The 17562-nt window shown below is 68.2% G+C and carries 17 protein-coding genes and 1 pseudogene; 9 read left to right on the top strand and 9 right to left on the bottom strand.

Features of this window, described 5'->3' with window-relative positions; translation table 11 throughout:
* Positions 1 to 73 precede the first annotated feature (73 nt).
* Complete coding sequence (locus NV1_RS21745; protein ID WP_067894677.1) at positions 74 to 922, bottom strand: 3-hydroxybutyryl-CoA dehydrogenase; 849 nt, start codon at positions 920 to 922, stop codon at positions 74 to 76.
* A 243-nt stretch (positions 923 to 1165) separates the two neighbouring features.
* On the opposite strand from NV1_RS21745, the gene NV1_RS21740 reads away from it, so the two are divergent.
* On the top strand, positions 1166 to 2116 hold the full coding sequence (locus NV1_RS21740) for an alpha/beta hydrolase (protein WP_067894180.1): 951 nt from the start codon (positions 1166 to 1168) through the stop codon (positions 2114 to 2116).
* Positions 2117 to 2249: 133 nt separating this feature from the next.
* Here NV1_RS21740 and sigJ read toward each other — a convergent pair whose 3' ends face one another.
* From sigJ to NV1_RS44610, 4 genes are all read right to left on the bottom strand, one after another.
* Positions 2250 to 3146 carry an RNA polymerase sigma factor SigJ gene (gene sigJ / locus NV1_RS21735; RefSeq protein WP_067894674.1) on the bottom strand — a complete coding sequence of 299 codons (897 nt, stop codon included), beginning with the start codon at positions 3144 to 3146 and terminating at the stop codon, positions 2250 to 2252.
* Positions 3143 to 4324: an NAD(P)/FAD-dependent oxidoreductase gene (locus tag NV1_RS21730; protein ID WP_067894177.1), complete on the bottom strand. Its 1182-nt coding sequence runs from the start codon at positions 4322 to 4324 to the stop codon at positions 3143 to 3145. The genes sigJ and NV1_RS21730 overlap by 4 nt, the downstream gene beginning before the upstream one ends.
* A gap of 122 nt (positions 4325 to 4446) precedes the next feature.
* Positions 4447 to 5214: an ArsR/SmtB family transcription factor gene (locus NV1_RS21725; RefSeq protein ID WP_157117216.1), complete on the bottom strand. Its 768-nt coding sequence runs from the start codon at positions 5212 to 5214 to the stop codon at positions 4447 to 4449.
* On the bottom strand, positions 5204 to 5506 hold the full coding sequence (locus NV1_RS44610) for a GNAT family protein (RefSeq protein WP_169813372.1): 303 nt from the start codon (positions 5504 to 5506) through the stop codon (positions 5204 to 5206). The genes NV1_RS21725 and NV1_RS44610 overlap by 11 nt, the downstream gene beginning before the upstream one ends.
* Positions 5507 to 5616: 110 nt before the next feature.
* Between NV1_RS44610 and NV1_RS21715 the strand changes: the two genes are divergently transcribed.
* On the top strand, positions 5617 to 7008 hold the full coding sequence (locus tag NV1_RS21715; protein ID WP_067894170.1) for an MFS transporter: 1392 nt from the start codon (positions 5617 to 5619) through the stop codon (positions 7006 to 7008).
* Between the two features lie 173 nt (positions 7009 to 7181).
* Positions 7182 to 8360, top strand: coding sequence for a sigma-70 family RNA polymerase sigma factor (locus NV1_RS21710; RefSeq protein ID WP_067894167.1), 1179 nt, complete (start codon positions 7182 to 7184; stop codon positions 8358 to 8360).
* 66 nt (positions 8361 to 8426) lie between these two features.
* On the opposite strand, the gene NV1_RS21705 is transcribed toward NV1_RS21710, so the two are convergent.
* The gene (locus tag NV1_RS21705; protein ID WP_245713849.1) at positions 8427 to 9461 is read right to left on the bottom strand and encodes a hypothetical protein; all 1035 of its coding nucleotides are present in this window, start codon (positions 9459 to 9461) and stop codon (positions 8427 to 8429) included.
* 206 nt (positions 9462 to 9667) lie between these two features.
* On the opposite strand from NV1_RS21705, the gene NV1_RS21700 reads away from it, so the two are divergent.
* Entirely contained in the window at positions 9668 to 10876 is a 1209-nt protein-coding gene (locus tag NV1_RS21700) for an MFS transporter (protein ID WP_245713848.1), read from the top strand.
* Positions 10877 to 10917: 41 nt separating this feature from the next.
* A complete protein-coding gene (locus NV1_RS21695) occupies positions 10918 to 11487 on the top strand; it encodes a GNAT family N-acetyltransferase (RefSeq protein WP_174557466.1) in 570 nt (189 codons plus the stop codon).
* Between the two features lie 25 nt (positions 11488 to 11512).
* Here NV1_RS21695 and NV1_RS46425 read toward each other — a convergent pair whose 3' ends face one another.
* From NV1_RS46425 to zapE, 3 genes and pseudogenes are all read right to left on the bottom strand, one after another.
* Positions 11513 to 11749 (bottom strand): tyrosine-protein phosphatase, encoded by a 237-nt coding sequence (locus tag NV1_RS46425; protein ID WP_281181867.1) that lies wholly within the window; start codon positions 11747 to 11749, stop codon positions 11513 to 11515.
* Between the two features lie 70 nt (positions 11750 to 11819).
* A pseudogene (locus tag NV1_RS46420) lies at positions 11820 to 12059 on the bottom strand (tyrosine-protein phosphatase); the annotation flags it as partial.
* 106 nt (positions 12060 to 12165) lie between these two features.
* A complete protein-coding gene (zapE, locus tag NV1_RS21680; protein ID WP_067894158.1) occupies positions 12166 to 13185 on the bottom strand; it encodes a cell division protein ZapE in 1020 nt (339 codons plus the stop codon).
* Positions 13186 to 13220: 35 nt separating this feature from the next.
* Here zapE and NV1_RS21675 point away from each other — a divergent pair, with 35 nt between their 5' ends.
* The 4 genes from NV1_RS21675 (at position 13221) to NV1_RS21660 (ending at position 17531) form a co-directional block, all read left to right on the top strand.
* A complete protein-coding gene (locus tag NV1_RS21675) occupies positions 13221 to 13994 on the top strand; it encodes a pyrimidine reductase family protein (protein WP_067894155.1) in 774 nt (257 codons plus the stop codon).
* A gap of 32 nt (positions 13995 to 14026) precedes the next feature.
* Positions 14027 to 15586 (top strand): alpha/beta hydrolase, encoded by a 1560-nt coding sequence (locus NV1_RS21670; RefSeq protein ID WP_067894152.1) that lies wholly within the window; start codon positions 14027 to 14029, stop codon positions 15584 to 15586.
* 206 nt (positions 15587 to 15792) lie between these two features.
* Positions 15793 to 17148 (top strand): glycosyltransferase family 87 protein, encoded by a 1356-nt coding sequence (locus NV1_RS21665; RefSeq protein WP_067894150.1) that lies wholly within the window; start codon positions 15793 to 15795, stop codon positions 17146 to 17148.
* Positions 17149 to 17285: 137 nt separating this feature from the next.
* Positions 17286 to 17531: a hypothetical protein gene (locus NV1_RS21660; RefSeq protein WP_157117212.1), complete on the top strand. Its 246-nt coding sequence runs from the start codon at positions 17286 to 17288 to the stop codon at positions 17529 to 17531.
* Positions 17532 to 17562 lie beyond the last annotated feature (31 nt).

Raw genomic sequence — 17562 nt, 5'->3', positions numbered from 1 at the left:
GATTCCGATGCGCGGTGATCACTGCAGCGAGACACGAGGTGAGGCGGGCCCTCCGTCGAGCCCGCCCGCTCGTCTAGCTGTAATCGTAGAAACCACGACCGGTCTTGCGGCCCAAGCGGCCCGCGTCGACCATGCGGCGCAGCAGCGCCGGGGGCGCGTAATGCGGTTCGGCGAATTCGGCGTACAGCGACTCCGAAGCGGCGAGGGCGATATCGAGGCCGACGGTGTCCAGCAGGGTCAGCGGTCCCATCGGGTAGCCGCAGCCGCCCTTCATCGCGGCGTCGATGTCCTCGGCCGACGCATAGCCCGATTCGAGCATCCGCACCGCCTGGCACAGGTACGGGATCAGCAGCGCGTTGACGATGAACCCGGAGCGGTCACCGGCCTGCACGGTGGTCTTGTTCAGCGTGTTCTTCGCGTAATCGGTGACCGCGGCTGCCGTCTCCGGCGAGGTGACCAGCGTCGAGATGATCTCCACCAGCGGCATCACCGGTACCGGATTGAAGAAATGCATGCCCAACACCTGTTCCGGACGCTGGGTCGCGCACGCGACCTTGATCACCGGAATCGACGAGGTGTTGGTGGCCAGGATTCCGGCGGGCTTGACGATCTTGTCCAACTTGCCGAAGATCTCGTACTTCAGCGATTCGATCTCCGGCGCCGCCTCCACCACCAGATCCCGATCGGCGAAGTCGTCGATGTCCAGCGTCACCCGCACCCGCGCAATCGCCGCGTCGGCGTCGTCCTGGCTGATCCTGCCCTTGCTCACACCGCGCGAGATCGAGGCCGCGATCCGCTTCTGCGCGGCATCGACCAGTTCCTGCGTCGTCTCGAGGACCAGGACCTCACTTCCGGCCTTCGCGCATACCTCGGCGATGCCCGCGCCCATCGTGCCGCCACCGATCACACCGATCAGCTTCACAGTCACCACTCCAAATCCTGTTCGACAACAGTTCCCGGCCCAGGGCCACAGCTCAGAATACGAAGGGCGGGTACGGCACCCGCACCCCGCCGCCGTATGGGACATTCCTCACAACCTGGGCTGTAATTTGCATTCTCAAAAATCGAGAAGATAATCTCGGTCTTACAAGAGGATGATTCTCGTTCGATCGGCGCCGGTCCGGCTGGAACGGATGCGCAGGCCACGGGCGGAAAGGACCCCCGCATGACCGTCACGGACAACGATTTACCCATCCTCGCCGATGGCGATCCGCAGCCGGTCGTCGCCGAGATCGACGGCATTCCGATCTCGGGACTACTCGCCCGGGCCCGGAACCCGCGCGCCGCCGTGGTCGCACTGCACGGAGGCGCGACCACGTCGCTGTACTTCGACTGCCCGGGACATCCGGAGCTGTCCCTGCTGCGCACCGCGGCCGCCGCGGGATTCACCGTGCTCGCGCTGGACCGGCCCGGTTACGGCAGATCACACCCGTATGCGGCGACATTGGCGGACCCTCGACTGCGCGTCGAGTTGATGTACCGCGCGATCGATCATCATCTGGATGCGGCATCGCGCGGTGCCGGGGTGTTCCTGATGGCGCATTCGGCCGGGTGCGAGACCGCGGTCCGGATGGCCGCCGATGCCGAACGCGGGCCTCGGCTTCTGGGTATGGAACTCTCGGGCACCGGACGGCAGCGGCAGCCCGCGGCCGAGGAGATCCTCGCCGTGCGGCCCCGGCCCGACAATGTGAAGGTGGGCCGGTTGCTGTGGCAGCCCGCACGGTTGTACCCGCCCGAACATGTGGGCGGCGGGCTGATCGGCGCCGGCGGACCGGGTTTCGAAGGCCAACTGGTGCGGGAGTGGGCGGCCACGCACTTCCCGGAACTGGGCCCGCGAGTACGGGTTCCGGTGCGTTTCACCGTCGCCGACCACGAGAAGGTCTGGCGCAACGATCCGGCCGGCCTGCTCGAGGTCGCCGAACTGTTTCCCGCCGCCCCGCGCCTGGTGCTGAACATCCAGCCGAACTCCGGACACAACATCAGCATCGGGCATACCGCGACGGCCTACCACCTGGAGGTCCTGGCCTTCGCCGCCGAATGCGTCGTGGCCCGCGAGAACGGCGAATTCAGCGGTCCGGCAAGGCAATTCGACGGCGTGCCCGCCGGGCAGAGCTGACTCGGATCGCGGCGGCCGCATGCCGCGGTGCGACAGTCCGGTCGGTGCCGCGGCGAGTGCGACGCCGACCACGAGAGATCACCGGACGCCCGATCGGCGCGGACCTGGCCGAGTTGGCCCGCCGGCGCCCGCCTCACCGGCTGATCCGCCGGGGAACCGTTGCCGCGGTTAGCTTCTCGGGATTGCGGACGGCGTAGAAGGTGTTGATGACATCGTTCACCACCTCGATCAGATAGACCCCTTCCAGCCGGTCGCGCGAGTAGACGGCCATCGCGGGGGTGCTGTTGCAGTTGACCGTCTCGATCCGCAGCCCCGGTGCGGTCTCGGCCTTGCGGAACAGGTCGATCAGATACCGGGCAACCCGCTCCGCCCCCAGCACCGGCCGCCGCGCCGCGACGGCCTTGCCGCCGCTGTCGGCGATGAACACGACGTCCGGGGCGAGCAGGACGAGCAGCCCGCGCAGGTCACCGCTGGTCGTCGCGGCCATGAACTGTTCGGTGATCCGGGTGATCCGCGCGGCGTCAACGGGTTCGAAACGTCTGCGCCGCGCCCGTACGTGCTCGCGGGCGCGGTGCGCCACCTGACGCACGGCCATCACGGATCTGCCCACCGCGGCGGCGACGTCCGGGTAGTCGAAACCGAACACCTCGCGCAGTACGAAGACCGCGCGTTCGTCGGGGCCGAGGGTTTCCAGCAGGACGAGCATGGCCATCGACACCGATTCGGCGAGCACCACATCGGCCGAGGCGTCCGGTTCGGCGAGTTGCAGTGGCTCGGGCAGCCACGGACCGACGTAGTCCTCACGTCTGCGAGCACCGGCACGCAGCGTATTCAGTGCCTGGCGGGTCACCAACCGGGCCAGATACGACCGGGTGTCCCGGACCGCCGCCAGATCCACCTCGGCCCACCGCAGATAGCTGTCCTGTAGGACATCGTCGGATTCGGTTGCCGAGCCCAGGATTTCGTAGACGATCGTGAACAGCAGCGGCCGCAGCAGGGTGAACCGCTCGGCATGTTCGTCGGCCCTCACGCGGAGGTCACCGCCGATGCGCTCGCCCGCGGGTCGGGCCGCGGGCCGCCCGCGAGCCACCTCAGGGAACCGGGTTCGCGGGCCTCACGCCGTATTTTTCCCACGGCGAAATTGCAGGTCACCTCCTTGATCTTCGCACCCGCGCGACCGCCGATGTAGAGATTCATCGCGGTGTCGTCCTTGTGCGCGAGCTGCCGAACGCCGGTGCGGCGTCCCAGGCTCAGACAAACCCCGGTCAGTGCCACGTCGATCACTCGGGGCTCGGACCCCTCGATATGACTCAACACGGTGTCGGCGGCCTGCGCCCCGAGCGCCCCGGCGGCCTGGCTGCTCATCCGCAGCGGCTGCCCCGACGGCGTGGCGGCGTCGCCGGTCGCGACGATGCGGTCGTCGTCGACGCTGGTCAACGTCTCATCGGTGAGCAACCGGCCGATCGCGTCGGTGCGCAGCCCGCTCGCGGACGCCAGCTGCGGCACGCCGAAACCGGTCGTCCAGATGGTCAGGGCACTCGGACGCACCGCGCCGCTGGACAGGACGACCGCATCCGCACGCACCTCCAGCACCGGGTCCGATTCGAGCATCGTGACACCGTGTCGCGACAACCATCTGCGCACATACCGGCGGCCCGAGGCACTCAGCGAGGGCATCAGCGTCCCGCCGCAGACGAGAGTGACTCCCCACCCCCGCTCGGCCAGTTCGGCGGCCGTTTCGATACCGGTCGGCCCGCCGCCGACCACGGTGACCGACGCATCGGCGGACAACCCGTCCAACCGTGCGCGCAACCGTTGCGCGGACTCGAATTCACCCATGCGGCAGGCGAATGCGTCCCCACCGCGCACCGACGGCGTCGCCTCGGTACTGCCGACCGCATATATGACGTGGTCGTAGCCCAGTCCCCGCCCCGACGCCAATCGCACCGTGCGAGTGGCGGTATCGATGCGCGTGGCACTGTCGACCACCAACTCGATCCCCGCTCCGAGCAACGTCCGGTAATCGATCGTCGCCTCACCGGTTCCGGCCACCAGCTGATGCAACCGCACCCGATCCACGAAAGCCGGACGCGGATTGACCATGGTGATCCGAACGTCTCCCCGCTTACGCAACCGGTTGGCCGCGACCGTACCCGCATATCCGCCCCCGACAACCACCACGCTGTGCTCTGTCTTGTGTTCAGTCATGCCCCCGAGACACCGCCGGTCGGGCAAATATGACAGCACACGAATGTGACTTGCATCACTTCATACTGGGCGCCGGGTCGATGGCGCAAACATATTCGGCGACAGCGCGATTCGCCTCGATATCAGGCGGCGAGCTCGACGCCGAGGATACGGTCGAGGGCGTGGGCGCCCGGATCGGTGAGTTGCAGGGTGCGGCGGGTGTTGTGGCGAACCACCCAACCAGCTGATTCCATCCGGGTCAGCAGGGCCGCGCCGAGGGCTCCGCTGAGGTGGTGGCGCTGTTCGCTCCAGTCGACGCAGAAGCGCAGGAACGGGCGGCGCTGTGAGCCGGCGGCGACCAGGTCGACGCCCAGGGCGGTGAACACCGGCTCGGCGTCGGGGCCCAGCTCGTACGGGTGCGTGCGCACCGGGGCGGACAACAGGTCCCCGTCGGCGCGCTCGGCACCGCGCAGGCCGTCCGTGCGAATCAGAGCGCCGCGGTCCAGTAGCGCCTCGGTGACCGCGACGCCGAGCCGACCGGCGAGGTGGTCGTAACAACTGCGCGCACGGCGCAGGGCCGCGGCCCGGGTGGATTCCCGTAACGAGCGCACTGGACGGGTAGGAGCGAGCGCGGCCACCGCCTCGAGTGCGATGCCGACCTTCGCGTCGGCGAGACGGTAGTAACGATGGCGGCCGGAGCGTTCCACGCTCAACAGGCCACCGTCCACCAGCCGTGCGAGATGTTCGCTGGCCGTGGAGGCTGCCACGCCCGCCTCGGCCGCGAGCACCGAAGCCGGTAGCGCCCGACCGTCGGCGAGGCTGATCAGGACCCGCGCCCGCGTCGCATCGGCCAGCAGCGCCCCGACCGATGCGACATCGGCGTATCCGTGCAATGGCCGATCATCCGTCATGACACCAGTCTGCCCCGCCGACACTTCGGTATGCACCGAAATGTGGGCGCCCCCGATGCTCACCGACAAGAACCACGTCCGCTGCTTCGGGGCGCAGATATCCGGCGACGAAACCCGTTATGTCACCGTCGATTTCGGCGATAACCGGTGCGAATCGAAAATCCCGGCGCCACAGGAGACAGGCACAGCCCGATTCGGCATCCGGCACCTGGAATTCACTGCGTCGAATAGCTGATCCCACCGTGTGTGATGTTTGCGATCGAGCGGCCATCTGCCCGAGGCCCAGCAGCATCGGGATCTCCTCGGAACACTCGGCCGGACCGGCGGGCCGATGCGAGACCGAACCACCGCGCGCCCATCCTTCGGCCCACACCGAAGCTTTTCGGCGAAACACTTGGCGGCATGAGCATTTCGAAACCGATCGCGGAGGACTCTCCTCAGGTCAGGCCGGGCCGGGTACTGGGAGTGATGTGCGCCGGCATGTTCCTGGTGCTACTGGACGTCACGATCGTCAACGTCGCGTTGCCCAGCATCGGACACGGCCTGCGTTCGGATGTGGCGATGCTGCAATGGGTCGTCGACGGATACGTGGTCGCCATCGCCGGACTACTCCTGGCGGGCGGTACCGTCGGCGACCGGATCGGGCACCGTCGGGTGCTGCTCACCGGATTCGCGGTATTCGGCGCGGCCTCGCTGAGCTGCGCGATCGCACCGAATATCGGCGTGCTGATCGGCGCGCGCATCGTCCAGGGGGTCGGTGGAGCACTGCTGCTGCCCAGCACGATGGCGGTCATCGTCGAGGTGTTCCCGGATCGCGGTGAGCAGGCGCGGGCGCTGGGCACCTGGGCGGCGATCCCCTCGCTGGCACTGCCCGCGGGCCCGCTGCTGGGCGGGCTGCTCACCGGCTGGCTCGGCTGGCGTCCGGTGTTCTGGATCAATGTGCCGCTGACCGCACTGGTCATTTTCGCGACACTGCGCACGGTGCCGAACCGTCCGGGCGAGGAGCGCGAACGGATCGATCTCGCCGGCCTCGCCGGATTCGTCGTCGGATTGGGCGGGCTGGTGTTCACCGTCATCTCGATCGGGCACCACGCCGGACGGCCGACGATCGCCGCCGCGGCCGTGGTCACGGTCGCGGCCCTGGCCACAGCGCTGATCTCGTCCGCGCGCGGCGCGAATCCGGTGCTTCCGCTGGATCTGTTGCGGCGCAGGGATTTCCTGAGCCCCAACGTGGTGGCGCTGACCATGAATCTGGTCTTCAACGGGCTGCTGTTCGTCACCATGTTGTATTTGCAGGACGTCCTGGGCTGGTCGCCACTGCCGGCCGGACTGGCGGTGCTGCCGCTCGCGGTTCCGCTGGTCGTACTCGCCCCGGTATCGGGCCGGATCACCGCACGGCGCGGGCCGCGCACGGCGGTCGCGCTCGGGTGCGTCATCGCCATCGCGGGCACCCTGCTGCTGACCCGGTTGCAGGCTACCGGCGGAATCGGTTGGCTGCTGGCCGGATTCGGAATTCTGGGATGCGGCGCCGGACTGGTCACCGCTTCGGTGGTGGCGGCGGTGGTACGTGCGACACCCCCCGACCGCGCGGGGCTGGCGACCGGCACCTCCAATACCGCACGGCAGATCGGCACCGCCAGCGGCGTGGCGATCTTCGGTGCGATCGCGGGGTCCCCCACCGGGCCGCATTTCATCGGCGCGATTCACCTGCTGACCATCGCATCCGCCGTGGCCTGGGCCGGGGCGCTGGCCGCCACCGCGTACGGCGTCGCCGGACGCCCCCGAAGCGAGTGACCCCGCGTCCTCGCGAGCCGACACAGCACCGCTTCCCACCCGCTCAACGCCCGCCAGGATAGGCTTTTCGAACGAACGAGCGAAAGCGTGCCGCATCACAGCCGGAGCGAAGGCCGAGGACGCGGCGAACACGCCGGAGCGGAGCGTCGGTGCGAGGATACGGAGTTGTGAAGATGAGCCGGACCGTGGACGGGCATACCGGCGTGCCCGACGACCTGCGCGACACCGTCACGTTCGAACTCGAGGAGATCGACGAGACCGTGGCCGCGATGGTCGCCGAGCAGGCGCGGGAGCGTCCGCGCGACGGCGAGCTCATCACCCAGCGGCTCGGCCTGGACGGCGAACGTCCCGAGACGCTCACCCTCATCGGGGCGCGATACGAACTGTCCCGAGACCGTGTGCGCCAGTTGTACACTCGCGCCATCGGCCAGGTGATCCGGCGAGTGCAGGCCACCGGGCTGCCCGATACCGCGATCTTCGCCGCGCGGTATCCGGTCGGCTGGGGCGATCAGCGACTGGTGCGCACCCTGCTCGGCGAGATCTACGCGACCGACACCGATATCGCCGGACAGGATCTGGCCTATCTGCGCCTGCGGCTGGCCGGCCACGCGCTGATGGACGCCAAACGCGTGGCGGGCTTCGTCTTCCAGCAGATCGCCGGATGGCAGCAGCGCGGCCGCTGGCACGCCGTCCCGCGATTCACCGAACCCGTTGCCGGGCAGTTGATTCCGCTGCTCCGGCGAACGGACTGGGCGAGCGGTGCGGCGACGCCGCTGCCGGAGCTGCCACTGACCACGGTGGATACCGCCGACGACGCCCGCGGTTCGATCTTCGCCGAGAAGCTCGGCCGCGAAACGAGTTTCGACACTGCCCTGGAGGCACGGCTGCTGCGCATGCTGGACGAGAGCGAACAGGTCGCGGCCTACACCGAACGTCCGCTCGCGGTCGACTATCGCCTCGACGAGATCGACCGGGTGCACTATCCCACCGCCGCCGCCCGGCTCACCGACGGGCGGGCCCTGCTGATCGATGTCATCCCGCTGGCCCGGATCGCCGTGTACGGCAACCGAATCAAGCTCGCGGCAGCCCGCGCCGCGGCGCACGATCGCGGCTGGGGCCATCTGGTGTTCACCGGCAGCCGGATGGGCGAACCGGACCTACGCGCGCATACCGTCCCCGCGGCCACGGAGAACATCCTGCGCAACCGCCTGGCCGAGGGCCCCGTGGACTGGACCGAGTTCCGCCGCTACCGCGCCGAGACCGATATCCGGCTCACCGATCTGAACGCCATGGTGCTACGCCACGGCTGGCGCTGGGAGCGCGGCCCGTTCCGGTTGTCCCGCCACGGCTGATCGACCGGAACCCGTTCACCCGCAACGTCGCTCATAACGTCGCTCATTCAGCGCGAGTTCGCCGGCTCAGTGCAGGATCATCGCCGAGGCGACGAAGGCCACGATGACGAGCAGGGCGAAACAGGCGATCAACTGCCAGTGCATCACCGCCGTGCGCTGCCGCGCGATCGTCAAACGCAACGTGGCGTCGATCCGGCCGTGATCGGCCAGCCGACGACGCGCGCCGTCGAGTTCCTCGGCTACCTGTTCGGTCCGCTCCAGCCGGTGCATGAGCTTGTGTACCTGTTTGGCCTTGTCCCGAGTCGCCTTGCGCGCCAACGCCAGTGCGGTGCGCTGGTTCACCAGTTCCTGGCGCTGCTGCGCGATCACGGCGGCCTGCGCCCGCGTGTGCTGTTCCCACGTGCTCACCGTCGCCCAACCTCCTGCGGTCTCGTCGCGATATCCGAAGGCAACCTCCGCGGCGACCCACTCCTGCATGAATTCTCGCACCGTCCACGCCTGCTCCCGGGGCCGGGCGAGCCCGTTCGGCCCGGCCTCGAGCAGGCCGGACACCAGCCGGTAGTCACAGCCGTCGGCGGCGAAGTCGTCCACGGCCACACCCGGCACCTGCGCGACCCAGAATCCGGGCGGGCACAGCCACAGCACCTCGTCGACGCCGACCGCGCGCAGCCGGGCCGCGCGCTCGAGCGCGAAGCCGACATGTACCGGCGCACTGCACACCTCGATCGCACATATTCGAGATCCCTTGCGCCACAACAGTCCCGGAGTCTGCGCACCCACCGCCTTGTCCACCTCGGCGTCGTCGGCGCCCTCGGCCAGTAGTCGCCCGCGCAGCCAGTACTTGAATCGCTGCACATCCCAGTGGCAGTCGCCGCAGCCGGGCTCGCGGCACCGCTCGCCCGGCTGATGTCCACGCGGATTCGGTTCCACCGCAGGAAGATCCGCGGGTTCGGGCGCGGTCAGCAGTAACGCCTGCCCCGGCCCGGCCTCGATACGCTGCTCACGTTCGACCATGCCCGCACCTCGCCGCTCGGCTCCGGCACGTGCCAGTGGCCCGGCCGTGCCCACTACCCGCTCGCTACGCTCGCCCATGCGATCCATCGCCCCTACACCGTGCACCGGCGGCACATCCGAAACCGCCCCCTCTAGAGTGCCGTAAAGATCGGTTGTCGGCACCGCGTCCTGTCTACTTTCGTTATGCAACCGGGAGCCGCGCGTGATCATGAGACCCAGGCGCGGCGCCGAACGCCCTCGCCTGCGACGCTTTCGACCTTGGCGCACCGAACCCCGGCCGCTACGCTGCGCTGGTGACCCCCACCGAATACATGAATGTATCGTCGCCGCTCCGGGCCGCGCGGCAGGCCAATTCGGTGGCATTCGCACTCCAGGGCTTCTTCCTGGCGGTCATCCTCACCGAACTGCCGCAGGCACAGTCGCGGTTCGGCCTGAGCGATACCCTCATCCTGGTCGCGGTGGTGGTGATCTCACTGCTGGCGGCGGTGGGAAGTGTTGTGGCCGAACAGCTTGCGGTCCGCTGGTCCAGCCGGGTGACGTTGCGGATCGGACTCGGGCTGATCGCGGTCACCGGCGCGGTCATCGCCTTCGCTCCGGACAAGGCGCTGCTGTTCGCGGCATTGAGCGGATACGGCGTGGCCGTGGGCATCGTCGATGCGAGCACCAATATGCAGGCGGTGTTCATCCAGCACGGCTACGGGCGGTTCGTATTGTCGTCCTTCTACGCCGCGTGGAGTGCGGGATCGATCCTGGGCGCACTGTTCGTCTCGGGATGCGAGAAATTCCACGTCACGTGGACCGAGGCGGTATTCGCCGCGGCGTTGGTGGTGCTGGTGGCGGGGTTCGTGTTCGGACCGCGGCTGTTGGGCACCCGGCAGGCCGAGGCCGAACCCGCCGAAGCCGAGCGCGCGGCGGCCGTTCCGTTGCGGGCCTACCTGGCACTGGGTATCGCGATGGCGCTGGTGTTCGCCATCGATCTGGCGGTCGGCAACTGGTCGGCGCTGTACCTGAAGAACGAACTGCTGTCCTCCTCGGCCACCGCGGCGCTGGCGCTGGCCGCCTACCAGGGGGCCTCGCTGCTGACCAGGCTCACCGGCGATCTGTGGGTGCGACGGTTCGGGCCGCGCGTGGTCGTACTCGTCGCGGCCGCGATCGGCGTGGTCGGACTGCTGGTCGTGGTGAGCGCGCCCGGACCGCTAGCCGCGTTGACCGGATTCCTGATCGCCGGGATCGGCCTGCCCGTGATCGCCCCGCTGTGTTTCAGCGAGGCCGGACGACTCACCGGCGGCTCCGGGCTCGACGCGGTGATCGCGCGGCTGAACCTGTTCAACTACGCGGGCACGCTGATCGGCGGCGGCGTGGTGGGCGCGGTGTCCGATATGGCGAGCCTGCGCATCGGATTCGTCATACCGCTGCTGTTCGCCGCGGTGCTGGTGCTGTTCGGCCGTACCTTCCACGCGCGAACCGCCGCGACCGCATACGAACCGGACGAATCGACCTGACCGGCACGCCACCACTGCGGCGGGCGAGGTGATGTGATGCCATGGATCACGTGAACAACGACACGATGGTCACGGTCGACCGTGCCGGACTCTGGGACGCGGAGGCCATCTCCGACGTCGCGGCCGCCACGTTCCCGCTCGCCTGTCCGCCCGGACTCGCCGAGGCCGATATCGAGACCTATATCGACGAGACGCTCTCGGACGAACGGTTCGGCGAATATCTCAGCGATCCGGATCACACGGTGCTCAAGGCCGTATCCGGCGGGCAGATCGTCGGCTACGCCATGCTGATCGCGGGCGGCCCGACCGATCCGGTCGTCGCGCGAGCGGTGGATCTGCGGCCAGTGCTGGAGATCAACAAGATGTACGTCCTGCCCGGCCATCACGGCAGCGGCGTGTCGACCGCCCTGATGACCGCGGCCCTGAACCACGCACGCGACAACGGTTACGCGGGCGTGTGGCTGGGCGTCAACCAGGACAACGCCCGTGCCCAGCGGTTCTACGCCAAACGGGGATTCCGGATCGTCGGCACCCGCACCTTCACCGTCGGTGCCACGGTGTGCCACGACTACCTCATGCAGCACGCCCTGGAATCCGCCTCGCCGAGCTGAACCCGGCCGGCGCGACAAATTCGGTTCAACTCAGCAGTTCGGCCTTCAAGGCGGCGATATCGGCGTCGGTCAGCTGCAGTCCCTGGTGGACGTAACTGTCGAAGCTGCCGTACGACTTGTCGACCTGGTCGAAGGCCGCGTCGAGCGCCGACCGGGCGACCCCGTCGGCCAGGTCGCCGGCGCGGGCGTCGCGGTAGTAGCTCGACAGCAGATAGTCGTAGTCGACCGTCTTGCGGTCCACGCCCAGGATGGTCAGCAGCACCGCCGACATTCCAGCCGGTGCGATCGTTACCCGCGGTGCAGTGGTAGAGCACCGCACCGTCGCCGGTGCGGGCGATGTCGCGCAGGACGTCGACGAAAGCCTGATTCGCGCCCGATGCGGTGACGAACGCCCGGTACAGGTCGTCTCCGGCGAACAGGGTCGAGACGAGCACCTGCGGCGGCGCCTGGCCGATGACGTCGTCGCAGTGCGCGGTCGTGCCCGCGGGAATCCGATCCGGGGACAGCACGCGCTCGTAGGCGGTCCGCAGATCGTGGACGGAACGGACCTCGCGCGTGCTGAGAACGGCCAGGTCGGCGTCGGTGGCCTCGGCGAGTTCGCCGGTCGGTACACCAGACCGGTGCGCACCACGCGGCCGTCGGTGGTGCGGTAACCCCGCACGTCACGGTACCGCGCGATCAGCCTGCGGGCACCTCGTACCGCGAGAGCGCGAGCAGCCGGGAGATGGCCCGCAGGTACTTCTTGCGGTAACCGCCGTCGAGCATCTCCTGGGAGAAGATCGCGTCCAGTTTGGCCCCGGACACCGTCACCGGAATTCCCGCGTCGTACAGCCGGTCGGCCAGGACAACCACACGCAGCGCCACCGCCTGATCGGTCACCTCGTGCACGCCGGAGACGAACACCGCGCCCACTGCGGAGATCAGCGCGCCGAATCGCGAGGGGTGCAGGGTACTCAGATGTCGCAGCAGCGCGTCGAAGTCGTCGAGGGTGGAACCCGGCGTGGCCGCAGCCTTCTCGGCCAGCAGGTCGGGTGCGGTCGGCTCCGGGGCGGGCGGCAGGTCGCGGTGCCGGTAGTCCGGGCCGTCCACCCGGACCGTCTCGAACAGCGATCCCAGTTTCTTGATCTCCCGCAGGAAATCCTGCGCCGCGAAACGGCCCTCACCGAGCTGACTGGGCAGCGTATTGGAAGTCGCCGCGACCGAGACTCCGCGCGCGGTCAGCTCGGTCAACAGCCGCGAAACCAGGGTGGTGTCGCCCGGGTCGTCGAGCTCGAATTCGTCGATGCACAGCACACTGTTGCTCGCGAGCCGCTCCACCGCGTTCGTGAAGCCCAGCGCGCCCACCAGATTGGTCAGCTCGCCGAAGGTACCGAACGATTTCGGCTCGGGCGAGGCGTGGAAGATCGAGGCCAGCAGGTGGGTCTTGCCGACGCCGAAGCCGCCGTCCAGATACAGGCCCGCACCCTGGACGTGCTTCTTCTTACCGAACAGACTCCTGCGGTTCGCGGCGGCGTGGATCGAGGCGACCCGCCCGGCGAAATCGCGCGCCTTGCGCACGGCGTCGGCCTGACTGGGCTCGTTCGAATCCGGAATGTAGGAGTCGAAGCTCACCTCGTCGAATGTGGGCGGGGGCACCATCTGGGCGATGAGCTGATCGGCCGGAACCTCCGGATGGCGATCGACGAGGCGTTGTTGCACGCAAGTAGCGTACTGACGTGGTGTGATCGGTGGTTATGCAGCGTATGCCCAATGCGATCCAGTTCACAACTCTGGGACCCGACGACCTCGTGCGGCTCTACGCCTACCCCGCCTCGCTCGAATCCCCTTGGATCCGAGTCAACTTCGTCACCAGTATCGATGGCGCGGCAACCGTGGACGACCGGTCCGGTGGGCTGGGAAGTCCGGCCGACCACGCGGTGTTCGAAATCTTGCGGGACCTGGCCGATGTGGTCCTGGTCGGCGCGGGAACCGCACGTCAGGAGAACTACGGCGGCGCACGTACCGACGCCCACCGCCGCCTGCGGCTGTTCCACCACGGTCTCGGCGGCAGTCCGGACGGCTCGCCGCCCCCGATCGCGGTGGTGACCGCCAGCGCGGCGCTGGATCCGGCCGGACGGCTGTTCACCGACACCGGCCGACCGCCGATGATCCTGACCACCGTCGCCGCACCGACCGACCGCAAGCGCGCACTGGCCGACGCGGGCGCGGAGGTGATCGAGTGCGGCGAGGCATCGGTGGCCGCAGCGGACATCCGCACGATCCTGGCGCAACGCGGATTGCTGCGCGTGCTGTGTGAGGGCGGTCCCTCGCTGTTCGGCGACCTGATTGCCGCCGGTGTCGTGGAAGAACTCTGCCTCACCGCATCGCCGCTGCTCATCGGCGGTTCCGCGAGCCGAATCGCGGTGTCCCCCAAGGCGTTGCCGACCCCGATGACCTTGCGTCACGCGATCCTGGACGACGACGGCACGATCCTGACCCGCTGGGAACGCGCCCGCACCCAAGGCTGAAAGCACCCACCGGACCTGGCAGGCTGTAACGCATGCGCAGGACTCGAGCCGCACTGCTGGCATCGTCATCGCTGACGATCCTCCTCACCGCCGCCTGCGGCGCCGGCCCGTCCGATCGTCCGGGAATCGCCGAGGCCCGCCCGCATTCCGGCGGCTCGGCCGCAACCACCTCCTCGGCCCCTGCGGCGCCACCGCCGGCCGAGACGCCCAAGACGGACCTGGGCTGGCACGACTGCGCGGCGTCCACGTTCAACGCTCTGGGCCTGGGCGCGCCACCGGGCGGGCTGATCTTCGAATGCGCCGACTACTCCACCCCGATCGATGCCGGGGGCGCGGTACTGGGCACCTTCCGCAACGCCGCCGTGCGTGCCCGGCTGCCGCAGACCCCCGCGAACGCCACGCCGCTGGTACTCACCTCCGGTGCGGACCGCTCCTCCACCGCGACCCTCGCCGGACTGGCCACCGGCCCCAACTCCGCGATATTGGCCGCGCATCCGATCGTCGCGGTGGACCGGCGCGGGGTCGGCAGTTCCCAGCCGATCAACTGCCTGACCGACGACACGCGGCGCAGCCTCGCGGACAACGACCAGTTCGCCGGGGGCAACCAGGTCGATGCGATGGCCAAGATCAGCCAGGACGCCACGATCGCCTGTCAGGACTTCCTGCAGCCCTATCAGGGCACCTTCGACGCCGGACACGCCGCCGACGACCTCGATCAACTGCGCAAGCAGTGGCAGGTCGACCACATCGCACTGCTGGGCGCGGGCGACGGCTCCCGGGTGGCGCTGGCCTACGCCGCCAAATACGGCGAACACCTGGCCCGGCTCGTCCTGGATACCCCGGTGGCCGCCAACGCCGATTCCGCGACTCGCGCCGAACAGCGCGTCAAGGGCTCCGAAGCCGCGCTGACCGCATTCGCCCAACGCTGCGCCGCACTGAACTGCTCGCTGGGCAGCGATCCGCGCGGCGCGATCATCGCGCTGGTCAACCGGGCGGCCGCCGGGCAGCTCGGCGGCATCTCCGCGAACGCGCTACTGACCGCCGTCTCCGGATTCCTCGCCGACCCACGCGCCGATCAGGCCAACCACACCGCCGATCTGGCCGACGCCCTGTCCGCGGCGGGCCGCGGCGACAACGACGCGCTGAACCAGCTGATCGGCCGGGAGTCCGCCGCCACGGACGCCGACGGGCAGTTCGTTTCGACCTGCAGCGACAACCAGAAACCGGCAACCCCGGATCGGGTGAAACAACTCGAAACCGTCTGGGCCAAGCAGTATCCCGTCTTCGGCAAGGCCGCGGCGATCGGTCTCATGGCGTGTACCGCCTGGCCGACGCCGAATCCGGCGCAGCTGCCCACCACGTTCACCCTGCCCACCCTCGTCCTGGGCAACGACGCGAATCCGATCGCGGGCAGCGACGCGCGTCCCTCGGTCACCGGTGTACTCGGCGCAGCGGGTGCTCGCAGCTCCACCGTCACCTGGCAAGGCTGGGGTTATCCGGTGTTCACGCACTCGGCGTGCGCACAGCAGAACCTGGTCGGCTACCTGAAGGATGCGACATTGCCCGCCGACGGGACGGCCTGTCCCGCCTGATCGCCAGTGCCGCCGATCCCGGCGGAACGGCTACGTCGGCGGTCCGTATCGCCGCTGACACATGCGGGTGCGCGGAGCGATCACCCCGGCGATCCGACTCCGGTACCGCGAACAGCGGCGCTCGAGCGGAGCGGAGGCGGTGCCCGGGATGCGGTTTCGGCGGGTCCGAGCAACGGTCCGGGTACTTTCCGGTGTACCGTGCCCCAGTGTTCCTTCGTCAGCTCGAGCCGCGCACGGCTCGCACGACCTCCGAGGTCCTGAACTTCGCGCTATGGCCTTTCGCGGTCATGACCGTGCTGCACCAGGTCTTCGTCAAGGCGACGAACTTCAACATCACGGACGATTTCGCACCGGTGTACAAGGCGTCCCTGGCGTTCCTGAACGGGCGGTCGATATACGCCGAGAACTTCGACCTGGTGGATCCGCACTACCTGTATCCGCCGGGCGGCACGCTGCTGATCGCGCCGCTGGCGATCATCGACCCCGAGAAGTCGAAGTGGTGCTTCGTCGGAGTCAACGCGGTGGCGATGCTGATCGCCTGGTACCTGCTGCTCAAGCTGTTCAAGTTCAGCATCAAGTCCTATGCCGCGCCACTGACGCTGCTGCTTATGTTCGCCTCCGAAACGGTCATCAACACACTGGCTTTCGGCAATGTGAACGGGTGCATCCTGCTCGCGGAGGTCATCTTCATCATCCTGCTGCTCGCCCGGCGTGAACTCTGGGCCGGCGCGGTGATGGGTTTGGCGATAACCGTGAAACCGACCATCGCGCCGATGCTGCTGATACCGCTGATGCGGCGGCAGTGGAAGGTCTTCCTGCCCGCGCTCGGCGTACCGATCGCACTGACGGCCATCGCGCTGCCGCTGATCAAGGATCCGATGGACTATCTGCATCGGACCCTGCCGTACTCGATTCAGGCTCGCGACTACTTCAACAGCTCGATTCCGGGCACGGCCGCCTACTGGGGACTGCCCTCACCGCTGGTCTGGAGTATCCGGATCGGGATGGGCGTGCTCGTGCTGATCTCACTGTGGCTGCTGTACCGGTACTACCGCCACGATGAACTGTTCTTCATCTGCACCAGTTCCGGCATTCTGCTGCTCGCCGAATTCCTGATCAGCGGGCTGGGCCAGCAGTACTACTCGATGCTGCTGTTCCCGTTCCTGATGACGGTGGTGCTGCGCAATTCGGTGCTGCGGAACTGGCCCGCCTGGCTGGCGATATTCGGCTTCACCACCTTCGACAAATGGCTGCTGGACCACTGGCAGAGTGTGGGCCGCGACCTGGAGTACCTGCGGATCACCTTCGGCTGGGGCCTGCTGTTGTTCGTCACGTTCTGCGTACTCGGTGACCGGTATCTGACCGCACGGCGCGAAGGCCGGCTCGACTCCGGGATCGACCCGTTGTTCCTGTTGCAACCGGACCACAACCCAGCGCCCCTGCCGGACGGTCCTCGGCCGCCACGGTCTGCGCCCCCGCAGACCGCCGCGGCCACCGATCTGGCCGATCCGGACGATGAGCAACCCAGTACCGCACCGGACGAGGCGGGCGTTCTGCGCTGAACGCCTACCCGTAGTTCGCCCGAGAATTGCCGGACAAGCCCGATCCACCGTATTCATGATTACAACGTGCCGTTCCTACCTGTCCGGATCGCACTACTGTGACCCGGACACTCACCTCACATCTCCCGGGAGCTGCCGTGTTGTCGAAAATCATTGCGGTGGGCGCGTTGTCACTGGAGCTTGCGATCGGCCTCACCGGTGTCGCCGGCGCCGACCCGCGGGTTCCCGACACACATTCGGCCGGTCCGTTCACCCAGTCGGGCGAATCGACCGGTAAGGCCGCCTGCGAGCAGGCGGCGATCAACACGGGGCATTACAGCGGCTGCTTCGAATATCCGTCCGGCAGCAGGGAGTGGTACTACGTCCCGCCCTCGGCGGGGTGAGTCCGAACCGTCGGCTGCGCGGCAGCGCGGT

Origin of the sequence: Nocardia vaccinii NBRC 15922, assembly GCF_001613305.1 — a bacterium.
Classification (GTDB): Bacteria; Actinomycetota; Actinomycetes; order Mycobacteriales; family Mycobacteriaceae; genus Nocardia; species Nocardia vaccinii.
This window is presented reverse-complemented; position numbering and strand designations above follow the sequence as displayed.